Source organism: Pseudomonas sp. LBUM1657 (genome assembly GCF_059716075.1).
The window spans coordinates 5580007-5596601 of the sequence record NZ_CP166799.1 but is presented as its reverse complement, the minus strand read 5'-3'; the positions used below and the strand labels follow the sequence as shown (position 1 = coordinate 5596601).

Genomic DNA, 16595 nt, shown 5'->3' with positions numbered 1-16595 from the left:
ATTCACCCCTTCAAACGTTGACTGAAATGTTCCAGCGCCAGGCGATAGCCGTGGCTGCCGAAGCCGGCCATTACCGCAGTGGCGATGGCCGAGACGAAGGAGCGGTGCCGGAAAGGTTCGCGGGCGTGGACGTTGGACAGATGGACTTCGATCACCGGCAATTCGCTGGCGACCAGGGCATCGCGAATCGCCACCGAGGTGTGTGTCCAGGCGGCTGGATTGATGACGATCCCGGCGCAACGACCGCGGGCGGCGTGAATCCAGTCGAGTAATTCGCCTTCATGGTTGGTCTGGCGAAACTCCACCGTCAGGCCGAACTCTTCGGCGGCACGTCCGCACAACGCCGAAATGTCTGCCAGGGTTTCGTGGCCGTAAGTGGCCGGTTCACGGGTACCGAGCAGATTCAAATTGGGGCCGTTGAGCACCAGAACGATAGGGGGCATCGAGTCTCTCCACTTATTATTTTTGGCATTGGCCAAGAGTTTCGGCCTGTGGAGATAAATTGTACTAGATGGTTAGTTTGGTCAATTGAAGAGGCGCGGCACCGATTATTTGTGTGCGGTGATCGAACGGTCACGATGATTTGCGTGGCAAATGCTCGACCAGAAAATCGATAAACGCCCGCAGCCGAAGCGGTACATGGCGACTTTGCGGGTAGAGCAGTGTGAACGGCCGAGACCGCCCGCCAAAAGGCTTGAGCACTTCCACCAGCGAGCCATCGGCCAGTTCGTTTTCGACAATGAAGCGATAGGTCTGAAACAACCCCGCGCCATGTTTGGCCAGGGTCACGCCCCCCAGCACGTCATCGGAACAGCTGAAGCTGCCCTCGGCAAGAATCTCCCGCGGTACGCCGTTGTCATTGAACAACCAGGCAATCCGTCGGCCGCTGCTGGGCAGTTCGTATTGAATGCATTCGTGTTGTTCGAGGTCGTCCAGGTTCTGCGGAACGCCAGCGCGCTTCAGGTAATCGGGGCTGGCTACCATGACCAATGCAGCGTCTTCAAGGTGTCGGGCGATCAGACCGGAGTCCGGAATGGCGCGCACGCGAATAGCCATGTCATAGCCTTCGCCAACGAAATCGATGTTGCGATTGCTGATGTGCGACTCGACTTTCACCGATGGAAAGCGTGCCCGAAACGCCGGTAGCAACGGCAGGATGCGATGGTGGGCATAAGTCGTCGGAATACTGATGCGCAAGGTACCGGACGGCACTTGCTGCTGGCCCATGACTTCCCGCTGGGCTTCGACCAGTTGCGCCAGGGCCTGGCGACATTCCTCGTAATACCGACGACCACTGTCGGTCAGTTTGACGCTACGAGTGGTGCGCGCAAACAACCGCACACCCAGGCGTTCTTCCATCCTCGACACCGAACGACTCACGGCGGCGGGCGTCACGCCAGCCACCAAAGCGGCAGCAGTAAAACTCCCGGCCTCGGCGGCCAGACAAAACAGTTCGATGCTGCCCAGCTGAAGATCGTCGAATTGTCGCTGCATGATTGATTACACCGAGGGGATAAATGAAGTACCTGATGCTGTGTTTATCAAATACCTGCGCACAAATACAGTGAGTTAAAAACAGCCGTCAGCGTGACGGCTTTTTTGTGCAGGGATGAAAGGATTGCTTACTCTTTTTCGCCGCAATCGACAGGTCCGGGTCGACTCGGAACGCTAGGCTCCAGAAGCGGATGCCTGATAAAGCGATCAGCACCAGTTATCGATTTTTCAAGGAAAGACGAGTCTTTTGGCTCATTAACCTAACGGATGGGTTGGCATGAAGTTATTCAGCTACAAAGGGCTTTCAATGGTGATCATGTTGCGCGATGAACACTGCCCGCCGCACGCACACGTAGACGCCGGAACCTGGAGTGCGCGCTTCAAATTCAGCTTTTGGCACAACAGTGTCGAGCTGTGGGATGTGGTGCCTCATTCACTCCACCCACCTGTCGAAGTGCTGGAAGGATTGCGTCACTCGCTCAGACAACCCGCCCACTTGCGTCGCGCACGGGCCATCTGGTGGGACAAGCTGCACACGGTCTGTCTCGATCATCAGATATGGGACTGGCAGGCCAGCGAAGTCGTGGTGGTAAACAGGGTCGCCAGTACGACCTCCATGATTGGCTCGGCTTGCTATGAGCCCGAAACGAACAAGACCCTGCTGGCGCTCATGGGCGTTCCGGAGGGCGTGGAGATCGAACTATGAAAACAATAACAGCAAAAATGTTGGTGGATCGGCCCGTAACCGAAGCAGTGCTGGATGAAGCCATCCAGCGTGGACACGTGCGTCACAAAAGCGGTTTGCAGGCGACTTCGGTGAGTTTTTTGGAACCGTGTCTGGCGGTCAGTTTCATTGATGGCAGTGGCGTGTTGCTGCCTGTGCAGCACTATCCGGAATTCGATGATTTCGACGTCGAGGATTTCGCAGACCTGAAAGTCGGCTTTTCCGGGACCGCCCTATGCCGTGAGGACAAGGATCTACAGGTGTCCATCGCCGGGATGATTTCGGCGAGCAAGCCGCTGATGGACATGGCCGCCTCCGTCATCGCCTCGCGCAATGGCCGCCAAAGCAGCGCAGCCAAAGCCGAGGCTGCACGAGCGAATGGCCGTAAGGGCGGGCGTCCGCGCAAGACAGATATCACCGTTTGAGCACCCATAAAAAAGCCGTCGTACTGACGGCTGTTTTGTATCGGTCGACTGCAATCAACGTCGGGTCAACAACACTCCGGATTCCATGTGATGCGTCCACGGGAACTGGTCGAACATCGCACACCGGGTGATGCGGTGGGTGTCGTGCAGTTGGGCGATGTTGGCTGCCAGGGTTTCCGGGTTGCAGGAAATATAGAGAATGTTGTCGAAGCGACGGGTCAGCTCGCAGGTGTCCGGGTCCATGCCGGCGCGAGGCGGGTCGACAAAGACGCTACCGAACTCGTAGCTCTTGAGGTCGATGCCGTGCAGGCGACGGAACGGGCGAACTTCGTTCAAGGCTTCGGTCAACTCCTCGGCAGACAAACGCACCAGCGTGACATTATCCACAGCGTTTTCGCTGAGGTTGCTCAGCGCCGCGTTGACTGACGTCTTGCTGATTTCGGTGGCCAGCACTTTGCGCACGCGGGTTGCTAGCGGCAGGGTGAAGTTGCCGTTGCCGCAATACAGCTCCAGCAAATCGTCGGAACGATCACCCAGTGAATCATAGGCCCAGTTGAGCATCTTCTGATTCACGGTGCCATTGGGCTGGGTGAACGCGCCTTCCGGCTGGCGGTAGCTGAAGGTGCGACCGCCGACTTCCAGTTTCTCGACCACGTAATCGTGACCGATCACTTCGCGTTTGCCCTTGGAGCGACCGATGATGCTGACGTTCAGGTCGGCGGCCAGTTTCGATGCGGCCGCGTGCCAGTGCTCGTCCAGCGGACGGTGATAGCACAGCGTGATCATCGCATCGCCGGCCAGGGTGGTCAGGAACTCCACCTGAAACAGCTTGTGGCTTAGCGCTGCACTGGCTTGCCATGCCGCTTTGAGCTGCGGCATCAACTGATTGATGCGCAGGCTGGCGATCGGAAACTCTTCGATCAAAATCGGCGTGCGTTTATCTTCCTGGGAAAACATCGCGTAGTGACGTTCGCCGGCTTCGCGCCACAGGCGGAATTCGGCACGCAGACGGAAATTTTTCAGCGGCGAGTCGAATACCGCCGGTTCTGGCGCATCGAACGGGGCCAACAGATCACGCAGGCGCGTGACCTTTTCTTCGAGTTGTACGGCGTAAGCCTGGGTATCAAAAGTCATGCGTTGAACCAACCCAACTTGATCACGAACAGAATCGACAGAATCACCAGAGCCGAGTTCAGCTCACGGCCGCGGCCGGACAGCAGCTTGATTGCGGTCCAGGAAATGAAGCCGAAGGCGATGCCGTTGGCGATGGAATAAGTGAACGGCATGGCCAGGGCAGTGACCACGACCGGTGCGGCAACGGTGATGTCGTCCCAGTCTATTTCGGCCAGGCCGGAAGTCATCAGTACTGCGACGAACAGCAGTGCCGGTGCGGTGGCAAATGCTGGAACGCTGGCCGCCAATGGCGAGAAGAACAGTGCCAGCAGAAACAGAATCGCGACCACGATGGCGGTCAAACCCGTGCGGCCACCGGCACTCACGCCGGCTGCGGATTCGATGTAGCTGGTGGTGGTCGAGGTGCCCAGCAGCGAGCCGGCCATCGCCGCGGTACTGTCCGCGATCAGGGCGCGGCCCATTTTCGGCATGTGACCATCCTTGCCCATCAGGCCGGCACGCTTGGCGACGCCGATCAGGGTGCCGGAGTTGTCGAACAGGTCGACGAACAGGAAGGCGAAAATCACACTGACCAGGCCGATATCCAGTGCGCCCTTGATGTCCAGTTGCAGGAAGGTCGGCGCCAGGGACGGCGGCATCGACATCACGCCACCGAACGGGGTGAAGCCCAGCATGATGGAGGCGATGGTCACCACCAGAATGCCGATCAGCACCGCACCGCGAATCTTCAGGGCTTCGAGGGCGACGATGAGGGCGAAACCGAGGGTCGCGAGGATCGGCGCCGGTTGCTTGAGGTCACCGAGGCCAACCATGGTCGCCGGGTTGCTGACCACGATACCGGCGTTGTGCAGGGCAATCAGTGCCAGGAACAGGCCGATACCGGCGGCAATCGCCGAACGCAGGGGCAGCGGGATGCTGTTGATGATCCATTCACGGATGCGGAAGATCGACAGCAGGAAGAACAGCACCGCCGAAATGAACACCGCACCCAGCGCCACTTGCCAGGTATGGCCCATGTTCAGGACCACGGTGTAGGTGAAGAAGGCGTTCAGGCCCATGCCCGGCGCGAGGGCGATCGGGTAGTTGGCGATCAGGCCCATCACCGCGGAGCCGATGGCGGCTGCCAGACAGGTCGCGACGAACACCGCACCCTTGTCCATGCCGGTCTCGCCGAGGATGCTCGGGTTGACGAACAGAATGTAGGCCATGGCCAGGAAGGTCGTGACGCCCGCAAGAATCTCGGTTCGCACGTTGGTGTTGTGTGCCTTGAGTTGAAACAGCCTTTCCAGCATGTCTGCTCCCCGTGGCGCGCAGTGCGCCGTGAATGTATCGACCTCAACAGCAAAGCACAGACCGCTGCAGGCGCCTGGTAATTTCTGTGGGTCGGAAAAAGCCGCGCATCATACCAGCAGCGTGGGGTTGTGGCTGCTTATGGCTGCGATCGTCGTCGATGTTTTGCCGTCAAGCCAAGTGAGCCATACTGCGCGCTCGTTTTGGGGGGAGGTATGTATTGCATGAAAAAGCACCTGGTTGCCGCATTCGGGTTTTCGACGGCCTTGACCCTGGGCGCGCCAATTGCCTTGGCGGCATCGGCGCCACCGTTGAGCGAGGTGAAGGTGCTCAAGGTCGAGTCGCCGGGCTGTGGCTTTGAAAGTATTGCCGACGGTCAGGCGCAGACGCGCTGCAATCACAGCGGACCGAGCATCAAGGTCTACGTACTGGAAGTCGGTTATGGTCGCCAGCCCCATGTCGCGCTAGACGGTTTTGAAGTGGACGGAACCCGGTCCAAGGTCTGCGCGTTCAATAACGGCAACCTGACCGACTGCACCCAGGTGACGAAAGTCGTCGGCTATTTGTATGTCTTCGATCTGGCCGGAAAGCAGGAAGGCACCTTCACCTTCAGCAACACCTCGATCAATGCACCTGGCAACACCATGTCGACGCAGCTTTACATCAAGTAACGGCCGGGCTCGAACAAGGGGCAGGAAAGCTGACTACGCTTTAAAGATTCTCCTGTGGACTGTGCCCATGACCTTTAGAGCCCTGATTACCCTCGCCGAGGGCATCGACGACCTGCAAACAGTGACCCTGATCGATGTGCTGCGCCGCGCCAACGTTGAAGTGGTGGTGGCCAGTATCGAAGCGCGACGCATGCTTACCTGTGCCCGCGGCACCCGCGTGACGGCCGATGCGATGCTGGTGGATTTGCTGGCGCAGCCGTTCGACCTGATCGTCCTGCCTGGCGGCGCCGTGGGGGCGCAGCACCTGGCAGCCCATCAACCTCTGGAGCAATTGATCAAGGATCAAGCCGCGGCGGGGCGCCTGTTCGCCGGTATCGCTGAGGCCCCGGCGCTGGCGCTGCAAGCCTTTGGCGTACTGCGTCAACGACGCATGACTTGCCTGCCCTCGGCCAGCCATCAACTGTCGGGCTGCAACTTCGTCGATAAGCCGGTGGTGGTCGATGGCAACTGCGTCACCGCTCAGGGCTCAGGCGCCGCGCTGGAATTTGCCCTGACGCTGGTGGAACAGCTTTGCGGCAAAGCCACGCGCACGGCGGTGGCGGGGGAGATGGTGGTTTAGTGGGTGTCAGGCGTGGACGGCAAACTGTTTCAGACCCTGGCTTCTTCCACCGGCACATGCATTCGGTCACGGTTGGCCAGGGTCGGGAACAGTTTGATCCAGGTTCCAGTCACCACCAGCGTGCCGATGCCGCCCATGACCACCGCGGGCACGGTGCCGAACCAGTGGGCGGTCAGGCCGGATTCGAATTCACCCAATTGGTTCGAAGCGCCGATGAACAGACCGTTCACAGCGCTGACCCTACCGCGCATTTCGTCCGGGGTTTCCAGCTGCACGAAGGACGCACGGATCACCATGCTGATCATGTCCGCCGCACCCAGTACCACCAGCACGGCCAGGGAAAACCAGAACGACGTCGACAGGCCGAAGGCAATGGTTGCGACGCCGAAAATGCCCACCGCGGTGAACATCACCCGTCCGACTTTGCGCTCCACGGCAAACCGCGCCAGGTACAGCGACATCAGTAGAGCACCGACTGCCGGTGCCGAACGCAATAGACCGAGGCCCCAGGGACCGGTCAGCAGAATGTCCTTGGCGAACACCGGCAGCAGCGCTGTTGCGCCTCCCAGCAGGACCGCAAACAGATCCAGGGAAATCGCCCCGAGAATGTCCGGGCGACTGCGAATAAAACGGATGCCCGCCAACAGCGAGTCCAGGGTTGCCTTGCCCTTGTTCAGCGGCGTTTGCCGGGCCGGCAGGTTAAGCATCAGCAAACAGGCGATGATGTAGAGCACCACCGTCGGGCCATATACCCAGACGCTGCCGAAGGCGTAGAGCAAACCGCCGAGGGCCGGGGCGACGATGGTGGCCGATTGCTGGGCCGACTGCGCGGCGGCGACGGCGCGCGGGAACAAGGTGCTAGGCACGATGCTCGGCAGCAGGGCCTGAGTGGTCGGCATCTCGAAGGAGCGGGCGGCGCCGAGCAGGAACGCGAGGATGAAGATCATTTCCCGGGTGACATGGTCGGTCGCGCTGCCAATCGCCAGTGACAGTGCGATCAACGCTTGCAGGGACTGGCAGATTGCCGCGACCTTGCGCCGGTCATAGCGGTCCGCAACATGCCCGGTGTGCAACATGAACAGCACGCGCGGAGCAAACTCCACCAGGCCCACCAACCCGAGATCGAGCACATTGCCGGTCAGTTGGTACAGGTTCCAGCCGATGGCGACGGTGAGCATCTGAAAACCACTGGCGGTAAACACCCGAGCCAGCCAGAACGCGAGAAAAGGGCGGTGATGACGTAACAGCAAGGGCGCTTGGCTGGGCATCTGAAGGCAAATCTGGGTGAGGGGAAGGGCGAGATTATCACCAACCTGTAACCAGAAGTTGCAGCGCAGAAAAATTTAGTTAGCTAGACACCGACCTTCAGAACACAGAAATCCCCTGTGGGAGCGGGGCTTGCTCGCGAAGGCGATGTGGCAGTCACATCAATGCTGGATGTGCCGCCGCCTTCGGGAGCAAGCCCGCACACAGGTATGTGTTGCAGCTTATGAACCGAGCAGTGAGGCAACCTGTCACGCGTCAATAGACCACACCGTCCATCGCCAAAAATGCGACTACTCTTTTAACGTTGCTTGATCCAGATCAAGACCCTCGCGGGAATGATCGGGCGGCCAGATGGCCAGAATCCCTACGTTGTGATGTTTGTAAAAAAAGAACGAATTCAAATTCGCCACACTCCATATCCGTGGGGGCAGTGGGTGTAGGCCGCAAGCCTTCAGCCGGTATTACCTGACAGAGGAAGACTTATGTTCGGTTTGGAGGCACTTGATCTCGCCCGAATTCAATTCGCGTTCACCATCTCGTTCCACATCCTGTTCCCGGCCATCACCATTGGCCTGGCGAGTTACCTGGCGGTACTCGAAGGCCTGTGGCTGAAAACCCACAACGACACTTACCGCGATCTGTACCATTTCTGGTCGAAGATCTTTGCCGTCAACTTCGGCATGGGCGTGGTCTCCGGGCTGGTCATGGCCTATCAGTTCGGCACCAACTGGAGCCGCTTCTCGGACTTCGCCGGTTCCGTGACCGGGCCGTTGCTGACATACGAAGTACTGACCGCTTTCTTCCTTGAGGCCGGATTCCTGGGCGTCATGCTGTTCGGCTGGAACAAGGTCGGCCGCGGGCTGCACTTCTTCTCTACGGTCATGGTGGCCATCGGCACGCTGATCTCGACCTTCTGGATTCTCGCTTCCAACAGTTGGATGCAAACCCCGCAGGGCTTCGAAATCATCAACGGCCAGGTCATTCCGACCGACTGGCTGGCAGTGATCTTCAACCCGTCGTTCCCTTACCGCCTGATGCACATGTCGACGGCAGCGTTCGTGGCGACCGCCTTCTTCGTCGGTTCCTCGGCGGCCTGGCATTTGCTGCGCGGCAAGGACAATCCGGCGATCCGCACCATGCTGTCGATGGCCATGTGGATGGCGTTGATCGTGGCGCCGATCCAAGCCGTCATCGGTGACTTCCACGGACTCAACACCCTCAAGCATCAGCCGGCGAAAATCGCCGCGATCGAAGGCCACTGGGAAAACCATGGTGATGAACCGACTCCGCTGATCCTGTTCGGCTGGCCGGACATGAAAGAAGAGAGGACCAAATTCGCCGTCGAGATTCCGTACCTCGGCAGCCTGATCCTGACCCACTCCCTCGACAAACAGGTGCCGGCTCTTAAGGAATTCCCGCCGGAAGACCGACCGAATTCGACCATTGTGTTCTGGTCATTTCGGATCATGGTCGGCCTTGGTTTCCTGATGATCTTTACCGGTTTGTGGAGTCTGTGGCTGCGCAAGAGCGACAAGCTGTATACCTCGCGGCCGTTCCTGTACTTGGCGTTGTGGATGGGACCGTCCGGCCTGATCGCGATCCTCGCCGGTTGGTTCACCACTGAAATCGGTCGTCAGCCGTGGGTGGTCTACGGCCTGATGCGCACGGCGGATGCGTCCTCCAATCACAGCTTCATGCAGATGAGCATCACGCTGATCCTGTTCGTTGTGGTGTATTTCGCGCTGTTCGGTGCCGGCCTGGGCTACATGATGCGCCTGGTGCGCAAAGGGCCGAAGATCGACGAAGGCAAGGAAACCAACGACGGTGGTCCTGGCCAGAAACGCACACCGGCGCGTCCGCTGTCCGCTGCTGACGATGATGGCGCCGAAGGTGACCACCGCCCCAGCCTGACCAAGGAGATTTGAATCATGGGTATTGATCTTCCGCTGATCTGGGCCGTGATCATCATCTTCGGCATCATGATGTACGTGGTCATGGACGGCTTCGATCTGGGGATCGGGATTCTCTTCCCGTTCATCAAGGGCAAGACCGACCGCGACGTGATGATGAACACCGTGGCGCCGGTCTGGGACGGCAACGAAACGTGGCTGGTACTGGGCGGCGCGGCATTGTTCGGCGCCTTCCCGCTGGCCTATTCGGTGGTGCTCTCGGCGTTGTACCTGCCGCTGATTTTTATGCTGATCGGGCTGATTTTCCGTGGCGTGGCCTTCGAGTTCCGCTTCAAGGCCAAGGACGACAAGCGCCACCTCTGGGACAAGGCATTCATCGGTGGCTCGATCGCCGCGACGTTCTTCCAGGGCGTGGCGTTGGGAGCGTTCATTGACGGGTTGCCGGTGGTCGATCGCCAGTTTGCCGGTGGTTCACTGGACTGGTTGACGCCCTTCACGATGTTCTGCGGCGCGGCGCTGGTGGTGGCCTATGCACTGCTCGGTTGCACCTGGCTGATCATGAAGACCGAAGGCAAGTTGCAGGAACAGATGCATGACCTGGCGCGGCCATTGGCTTTCGTTCTGTTGGCGGTGATCGGCGTCGTGAGCATCTGGACCCCACTGGCCCACGCCGAGATCGCGGCTCGCTGGTTCACCTTACCGAACCTGTTCTGGTTCCTGCCGGTGCCGATTCTGGTGCTGGTCACTATGTACGGCCTGATCCGCGCCGTGGCCCGCAACGCGAACTACACGCCATTCCTGCTGACCCTGGTGTTGATTTTTCTCGGCTACAGCGGGCTGGGTATCAGCCTGTGGCCAAACATCGTGCCGCCGTCGATCTCGATCTGGGACGCCGCCGCACCGCCGCAAAGCCAGGGCTTCATGCTGGTGGGCACGCTGTTCATCATTCCGTTCATCCTGGGCTACACCTTCTGGAGCTATTACGTGTTCCGCGGCAAGGTGACCCACGAAGATGGTTACCACTAGTCTCTGCGCCGGAACCCATGTGGGAGCGAGCCTGCTCGCGAAGGCGTTTTCACAAACGCCGCCCCTTCATCGGAGGATTAAGTAATGACAGGCAAACATTCCCTGCACGACATTGAAGAAGCCGAAAAAAAACCGCTGTGGCAGCGGCTTGGCTGGTTGGCCCTGATCTGGGTGGGCAGCGTCGGTACACTGTTCATCGTGGCCAGCCTGATGCGGATGTTCATGAATGCCGCAGGCCTGACCACTCACTGAAAAAACCGACATCCCATCCCGTTGCCTTGTGGCACGGATTTACAACCCTCCTGCGATGGAGGGTTTTTTTTGCCCGTTATTTCCGGGCTTTGAGAATCACGAATTTGGGTGTGGCTGCGACCTGTTCGACCCCGCGGAACAACCGCGCGAGCTTGCTGTGATAGCCCAGATGACGGTTGCCGACGATGTACAACGCACCGCCCACCACCAGCGCTTCCCGGGCTTGCTGGAACATGCGCCACGCCAGGAAGTCACCGACGACCTGCTGCTGGTGAAACGGCGGATTGCACAGCACCACGTCCAGAGACTGAGGCTCCTGGCCGGCCAGGCCATCGCCAGCGTGGACGATCACGTCCCGGTCACCCAGCGCCGCGCGCCAGTTTTCGGCCGCCGATTGCACCGCCATGAACGACTCGTCCACCAGCGTGTAGTGCGCCTCAGGGTTTTGCAGCGCGCTTGCGATTGCCAGCACACCGTTGCCGCAACCGAGGTCGGCAACCCGCGCCGCGCCGAGATTCTTTGGCAAGTGCGGCAAAAAGGCTCGCGTACCGATGTCCAGGCCTTCGCGGCAGAACACATTGGCGTGGTTGAGCAATTCGATTGCAGGCGTATCGAGTCGATAGCGGGTCGGGTAGGGGGATAGGGCGGGGGTTTTGGCTTCTGGCGTGGAGATCAATAGCCGGGCCTTTTTTACGGCCAACGAGGCCTGCACGGGGCCGATGTAGCGCTCCAGCAGATCGCCCGCCGCGCGTGGCAGATGCTTGATCATGGCGGCGGCTACCATTTGGGCGCCGGGCGCCAATTGGCCCTGCAAGCGGATCAGTTGTTCTTCCAGCAACGCCAGGGTTTTCGGCACCCGGATCAACACACGATCAAACGGTCCGATGAAGGCCTCGCTGGCCGGTACGCTCGGCACGGCATCAAATGCCAAGCCATTGCGAATAAGGTTTTTTTCCAATCCCTGAAAGGCCAGGAACGAGTCGCCGCTGCTGACCACCCGGACCTTGCCCGCCAGACTCGCTGCCAATGCGCCGAAACTGTCATTGAGCACCAAAACCCGAGTGTCTGCCGTCGGTTGTTGGTCGGCCAGATGACTGAGCAGGTATTCGTCTGCCGCATCGAAGGCTTGCAGCGGTTCGTTCGGCTGTTCGGGCTGGCGGATCAGGTCGAGGTGGGCGAACGGTGTTTCGAGCAGGGGCATGGGGCGAAGGCTCTGGATAATAAACAGGTGTTCCGCGGCCGGGACATTGGTTGCGGGCGGGACCGTCCGAGTGGACTACTACGTGGCATTTCACAGTCATCACTCAGGAAGGATCGCAAATGGTACGTTTTTTTCTTTTGGATTACTCGCGGGTTTTCCTTGAGTCGAACGGTTTCAGATGGCCCCGGCCCTGGTCGCTGCAATCACCGCCGCAATCTTGTTGTTGACGCCGAGTTTCTGAATGGCGCTGTGCACATGAAAATTGATGGTGCGCTCGCTCAGGCACAGGATTCTGGAGATCTCGTACGCGGTCTTGCCATCGGCGGACAATTTCAATACCTCGATTTCTCGGGCTGACAAATGCGGTGCCTTCGGGCGAGGCGGCTTTTTCGGTTGAGTCTTTGCTACGAGAGCATGCAGGTGGTGGCTGATAAAAACCGTGAATCCGAGGTTTTCATACAATTCATAAGCCGAGATCGGACAGTGGCTTCTGGCCAGGCTCAACATGCTGCACAGATCGTGTTCCTCGTCATGGATTGATTGCGACCATCCATGCTGCAAGCCTTGTTGTTGTAGCAAATTTCATAGCCACGGAGTCTTGGAAAACAGCTCTTCGCTCCAAAGAATCGGTAACATGGAATGATTACAATAAGCCACTATTGGATCTGTTTGGCTGGCATTATTTTGTTCATATTGCTTATTCCAGTCATTGGGGAAATTGTTGAGGTTAACGGTAATACCGGGGGTTCCGCTTGTAAGTGAAGTGATTGAAAAGGCGCAAAATTTGTAGCCCAGATTTTTAACAAAGTTGAGCGAAATCTGATAGGCAGTGTCGATCTCCTTTGCATGGGCTAACTGTTTCAATTGAGATTCCTTCCACATCTCCATCTTTTTTCTCCATTCTTTTGTTTCCTCTGGGTGCCTGAAGGATCCGAAATCCGGCACGTGACGAGTGTAGAATGTTTCTTTGTGTGTTGTTGGAAATTTTTCGCTCTTGTTGATAAACGAAAGTACATATTTTAGTTCTTAAGGTCCAAATTTTTTTGAAATGGCGTATGGCATGTAATCGGTGGTGTTTCCTACTGTTTAGTTATCAGCGCGTCAGCAGGGATGGCTTGAAATTGCGGTAGTGCGAAATCCATATATTAAAGCCACTACAAATCATCGGTGTTTTCGCCGACTGCTTTGCGGGACACTGGGGTATCTGTTTAATGGAGCGACCCATGACCGCCAGTGCAGAAAAATTCACGCGCCAGACGCTGCTAGACGTACAGCCGTTGACTCCGAGCTTGTTCACCCTGCGAACCACCCGAGACCCGGGGTTTCGCTTTCGTGCAGGGCAATTCGCCCGCCTGGGCGTGACCAAGGCTGATGGCAGCACGGTATGGCGGGCCTACTCCATGGTGTCGTCGCCCTTTGATGAGTTCCTCGATTTCTTCTCTATTGTGGTGCCGGGTGGCGAGTTCACCAGCGAGCTGAGTCGTCTGGCAGTCGGCGATACATTGCTGGTCGAGCGTCAGGCCTTTGGCTACTTGACGCTAGATCGCTTCATCGACGGGCGTGATCTCTGGTTGTTATCCACCGGCACCGGCGTGGCACCGTTTCTGTCGATCCTGCAGGACTTCGAGGTTTGGGAGAAATTCGAGCGAATCATCTTGGTCTACAGCGTGCGCGAAGCCCGGGAGCTGGCGTATCAAGAGCTGATTGCGGGGATTGCGCAGCGCGACTACCTGGCCGAGTACGCACACAAACTGCAATTTATCGCCACTGTCACTCGCGAGCAGCATCCTGGAGCCCTGAGCGGTCGGATCACAACGCTTATAGATAGTGGCGAGCTGGAGCGGGCAGCTGGTGTGGCACTGACTGCCGAGCATTCGCGAGTGATGCTCTGCGGCAATCCGCAGATGATCGATGACACCCGAAAACTGCTCAAACAGCGTGGTATGCACTTGAGCCTCAGCCGCCGCCCCGGGCAAGTGGCGGTGGAAAACTACTGGTAAAAAAAACGGCGCCTCGAAGGCGCCGTTTTTGAGTGCAGTACCCTTACTCAGGCCGATTGTTCTGGACTTTGAGCAGGTCGCGAATCTCGCTCAGCAACTCTTCTTCCTTGGTCGGCACCGGCGGCAGGGTAGGCGCGACGGCCTCTTCGCGCTTCAAACGGTTGATGGCCTTGACGCCCATGAAGATCGCAAAGGCGACGATGATGAAGTCGATCAGGCTCTGGATGAATTTGCCATAAGCCAGCATCACCGCCGGGATGTCGCCATTAGCGGCCTTGAGCGTTATGGCCAGGTCAGTGAAGTCCACCCCACCGATCAGCAGGCCGATTGGCGGCATCACCACGTCGCCGACAAACGACGAAACGATCTTGCCGAAAGCGGCACCGATGATGATCCCGACGGCCATGTCGACTACGTTTCCTTTGACCGCGAAGGCCTTGAACTCACTTATCACGCCCATAGGTTATTTCCTTGTTACAGATGAGGTTGGTGAAAGCATTGTAAATCAGCAAAAGGCATCCTGCTGGAAACCCCTGCTGACAGTGCTTGCCTGCTATCGACCTGATCAGTGGTCAAAAGTTTGCAGAACAGCCCTCTTGGCGTGCAGTTCAACCTTCCTCTAGCGGGTTTACAGAGTCAGTCCCTCCTTGCTGTTGGAGGGCAGGCTGTGAACGTATTGCTGATCGCGATTGACGAAAGACTGCCGGCTTCCGTTCTATTTTTTATACTTAGCAAACTATCTAATCGGTAAACGTGCGCTTTCCGAAATTCATAGATCTATAGTCAGATTGTTACTAATGGCTTGGTTGATCATATTGTTGATGAGGGTTTTCGGGGTAAAACTTGTACGATCAGGTGTTTAACTTTTAATCTTTGTACAGGTTTTGTTACAGGTTGTTTTGAAGTCATCAGAGTTTATCGGGCAGGCCCGCACTAAAAAACTTGGACAATACTTGTGAGTGGTAATAGTACAAATGTGAACCAGTAAAAGCAGAAGTTCACCGATCTGCCGTGCAAAGCTCGAAGTGTCCCGTCGCAGTGAACATTTTATTAAGTATTACTTATTGAGGTTTCTCACTACCAAGGGGGCGTCGACCTGCATATTGAAGAGCCGCCGATAACCGCGCAGCGCCGATCCGCTCCAGCTGAGCTATCATCGCGGTTTTTGCCGGGAGTTCAGATGGCCAAGGCCAAGCGCATGTACGGCTGCACCGAGTGCGGCTCAACCTTCCCCAAGTGGGCCGGCCAATGCGGCGAGTGCGGGGCCTGGAACACTTTGACCGAAACCATGGTGGAAAGCGGCGGAGCAGCGGCCCCAAGCGGTCGCACCGGCTGGACCGGTCAGCAGGCGCAGATCAGGACATTGGCCGAAGTCAGTGTCGAAGAAATTCCGCGCTTCTCCACCGCCTCCAGTGAACTCGATCGGGTTCTGGGCGGCGGCCTGGTGGATGGCTCCGTGGTGCTGATCGGTGGTGATCCCGGTATCGGCAAGTCGACCATTTTGTTGCAAACCTTGTGCAACCTGGCCAAGAGCATGCCGGCGCTGTACGTCACCGGCGAGGAATCCCAGCAGCAAGTGGCCATGCGCGCCCGACGCTTGGGGTTGCCTCAGGATCAGTTGCGGGTCATGACCGAAACCTGCATCGAAACCATCATCGCCACGGCCAGGCAGGAAAAGCCCAAGGTCATGGTGATCGACTCGATCCAGACGATCTTCACCGAGCAACTGCAATCGGCCCCAGGTGGTGTGTCACAGGTTCGGGAAAGTGCGGCATTGTTGGTGCGTTATGCCAAGCAGAGCGGCACGGCGATTTTCCTGGTTGGTCACGTTACTAAAGAAGGCGCACTGGCCGGTCCGCGGGTTCTGGAGCACATGGTCGACACCGTGCTGTATTTCGAAGGTGAGTCCGATGGGCGCTTACGGCTGCTGCGCGCGGTGAAAAACCGTTTCGGCGCGGTCAACGAGCTGGGCGTGTTCGGCATGACTGACAAGGGCCTGAAAGAAGTCTCCAACCCTTCGGCGATTTTTCTGACCCGTGCTCAGGAAGAAGTGCCGGGCAGTGTGGTCATGGCAACGTGGGAAGGGACTCGGCCGATGCTGGTGGAAGTCCAGGCGCTGGTGGATGACAGTCATCTGGCCAATCCTCGCCGGGTAACGCTGGGTCTGGATCAGAATCGACTGGCGATGTTATTGGCCGTATTGCACCGTCATGGCGGCATTCCGACCCACGATCAGGATGTGTTTCTCAACGTGGTCGGTGGGGTGAAGGTACTGGAAACGGCTTCCGACCTGGCGCTGATGGCCGCGGTCATGTCCAGTCTACGCAATCGGCCGCTGCCCCATGATTTGCTGGTGTTCGGCGAAGTCGGCTTGTCCGGCGAAGTGCGTCCGGTGCCGAGCGGTCAGGAGCGCCTGAAAGAAGCCGCCAAGCACGGCTTCAAACGCGCCATCGTGCCCAAGGGCAATGCACCGAAAGAGGCGCCGCCGGGGTTGCAGATCATCGCGGTGACCCGTCTGGAACAGGCGCTGGACGCGTTGTTCGAGTAGCTGCCTGGCGGAACACAACTCTGTGGGAGCGGGCT

General features: G+C 58.1%; 16 protein-coding genes and 1 pseudogene. 9 read left to right on the top strand and 8 right to left on the bottom strand.

The window, feature by feature from the left end; genetic code table 11:
• Positions 1-2: 2 nt before the first annotated feature.
• Both aroQ and ACA055_RS25875 read right to left on the bottom strand, forming a co-directional pair.
• The gene (gene aroQ / locus ACA055_RS25880; protein ID WP_497681178.1) at positions 3-443 is read right to left on the bottom strand and encodes a type II 3-dehydroquinate dehydratase; all 441 of its coding nucleotides are present in this window, start codon (positions 441-443) and stop codon (positions 3-5) included.
• A 130-nt stretch (positions 444-573) separates the two neighbouring features.
• Complete coding sequence (locus ACA055_RS25875) at positions 574-1494, bottom strand: LysR family transcriptional regulator (RefSeq protein ID WP_497681177.1); 921 nt, start codon at positions 1492-1494, stop codon at positions 574-576.
• A gap of 277 nt (positions 1495-1771) precedes the next feature.
• Between ACA055_RS25875 and ACA055_RS25870 the strand changes: the two genes are divergently transcribed.
• Complete coding sequence (locus ACA055_RS25870; RefSeq protein WP_497681176.1) at positions 1772-2200, top strand: DUF4160 domain-containing protein; 429 nt, start codon at positions 1772-1774, stop codon at positions 2198-2200.
• Complete coding sequence (locus ACA055_RS25865) at positions 2197-2643, top strand: DUF2442 domain-containing protein (RefSeq protein WP_497681175.1); 447 nt, start codon at positions 2197-2199, stop codon at positions 2641-2643. Before ACA055_RS25870 ends, ACA055_RS25865 begins: the two co-directional genes overlap by 4 nt.
• 54 nt (positions 2644-2697) lie before the next feature.
• On the opposite strand, the gene trmA is transcribed toward ACA055_RS25865, so the two are convergent.
• A complete protein-coding gene (trmA, locus tag ACA055_RS25860; RefSeq protein WP_497681174.1) occupies positions 2698-3777 on the bottom strand; it encodes a tRNA (uridine(54)-C5)-methyltransferase TrmA in 1080 nt (359 codons plus the stop codon).
• Positions 3774-5069, bottom strand: a complete 1296-nt coding sequence (locus tag ACA055_RS25855; protein ID WP_497681173.1) for an NCS2 family permease — start codon at positions 5067-5069, stop codon at positions 3774-3776. The genes trmA and ACA055_RS25855 overlap by 4 nt, the downstream gene beginning before the upstream one ends.
• A 213-nt stretch (positions 5070-5282) precedes the next feature.
• Between ACA055_RS25855 and ACA055_RS25850 the strand changes: the two genes are divergently transcribed.
• Both ACA055_RS25850 and ACA055_RS25845 read left to right on the top strand, forming a co-directional pair.
• Positions 5283-5738: a DUF4879 domain-containing protein gene (locus ACA055_RS25850; protein ID WP_497681172.1), complete on the top strand. Its 456-nt coding sequence runs from the start codon at positions 5283-5285 to the stop codon at positions 5736-5738.
• A gap of 67 nt (positions 5739-5805) precedes the next feature.
• A complete protein-coding gene (locus tag ACA055_RS25845; RefSeq protein ID WP_497681171.1) occupies positions 5806-6357 on the top strand; it encodes a DJ-1 family glyoxalase III in 552 nt (183 codons plus the stop codon).
• Between the two features lie 29 nt (positions 6358-6386).
• Here the strand turns inward: ACA055_RS25845 and ACA055_RS25840 are convergent, their stop codons facing one another.
• Positions 6387-7625, bottom strand: a complete 1239-nt coding sequence (locus ACA055_RS25840; RefSeq protein ID WP_497681170.1) for an MFS transporter — start codon at positions 7623-7625, stop codon at positions 6387-6389.
• A 480-nt stretch (positions 7626-8105) separates the two neighbouring features.
• Here ACA055_RS25840 and ACA055_RS25835 point away from each other — a divergent pair, with 480 nt between their 5' ends.
• The 3 genes from ACA055_RS25835 (at position 8106) to ACA055_RS25825 (ending at position 10811) form a co-directional block, all read left to right on the top strand.
• Entirely contained in the window at positions 8106-9548 is a 1443-nt protein-coding gene (locus ACA055_RS25835; RefSeq protein ID WP_497681169.1) for a cytochrome ubiquinol oxidase subunit I, read from the top strand.
• 3 nt (positions 9549-9551) lie between these two features.
• On the top strand, positions 9552-10559 hold the full coding sequence (cydB, locus tag ACA055_RS25830) for a cytochrome d ubiquinol oxidase subunit II (protein ID WP_497681168.1): 1008 nt from the start codon (positions 9552-9554) through the stop codon (positions 10557-10559).
• Positions 10560-10643: 84 nt separating this feature from the next.
• Entirely contained in the window at positions 10644-10811 is a 168-nt protein-coding gene (locus tag ACA055_RS25825; protein WP_497681167.1) for a DUF2474 domain-containing protein, read from the top strand.
• A gap of 76 nt (positions 10812-10887) precedes the next feature.
• On the opposite strand, the gene ACA055_RS25820 is transcribed toward ACA055_RS25825, so the two are convergent.
• The gene (locus ACA055_RS25820) at positions 10888-12012 is read right to left on the bottom strand and encodes a methyltransferase (protein ID WP_497681166.1); all 1125 of its coding nucleotides are present in this window, start codon (positions 12010-12012) and stop codon (positions 10888-10890) included.
• Between the two features lie 174 nt (positions 12013-12186).
• Positions 12187-12900 (bottom strand): annotated as a pseudogene (locus ACA055_RS25815) (helix-turn-helix transcriptional regulator).
• Positions 12901-13235: 335 nt separating this feature from the next.
• Between ACA055_RS25815 and ACA055_RS25810 the strand changes: the two are divergent.
• The gene (locus tag ACA055_RS25810; RefSeq protein ID WP_497681165.1) at positions 13236-14012 is read left to right on the top strand and encodes a ferredoxin--NADP reductase; all 777 of its coding nucleotides are present in this window, start codon (positions 13236-13238) and stop codon (positions 14010-14012) included.
• A gap of 43 nt (positions 14013-14055) precedes the next feature.
• Here the strand turns inward: ACA055_RS25810 and mscL are convergent, their stop codons facing one another.
• Positions 14056-14472: a large-conductance mechanosensitive channel protein MscL gene (mscL, locus tag ACA055_RS25805; RefSeq protein WP_497681164.1), complete on the bottom strand. Its 417-nt coding sequence runs from the start codon at positions 14470-14472 to the stop codon at positions 14056-14058.
• A gap of 720 nt (positions 14473-15192) precedes the next feature.
• Between mscL and radA the strand changes: the two genes are divergently transcribed.
• Positions 15193-16560, top strand: coding sequence for a DNA repair protein RadA (gene radA / locus ACA055_RS25800; RefSeq protein ID WP_462033335.1), 1368 nt, complete (start codon positions 15193-15195; stop codon positions 16558-16560).
• Positions 16561-16595 lie beyond the last annotated feature (35 nt).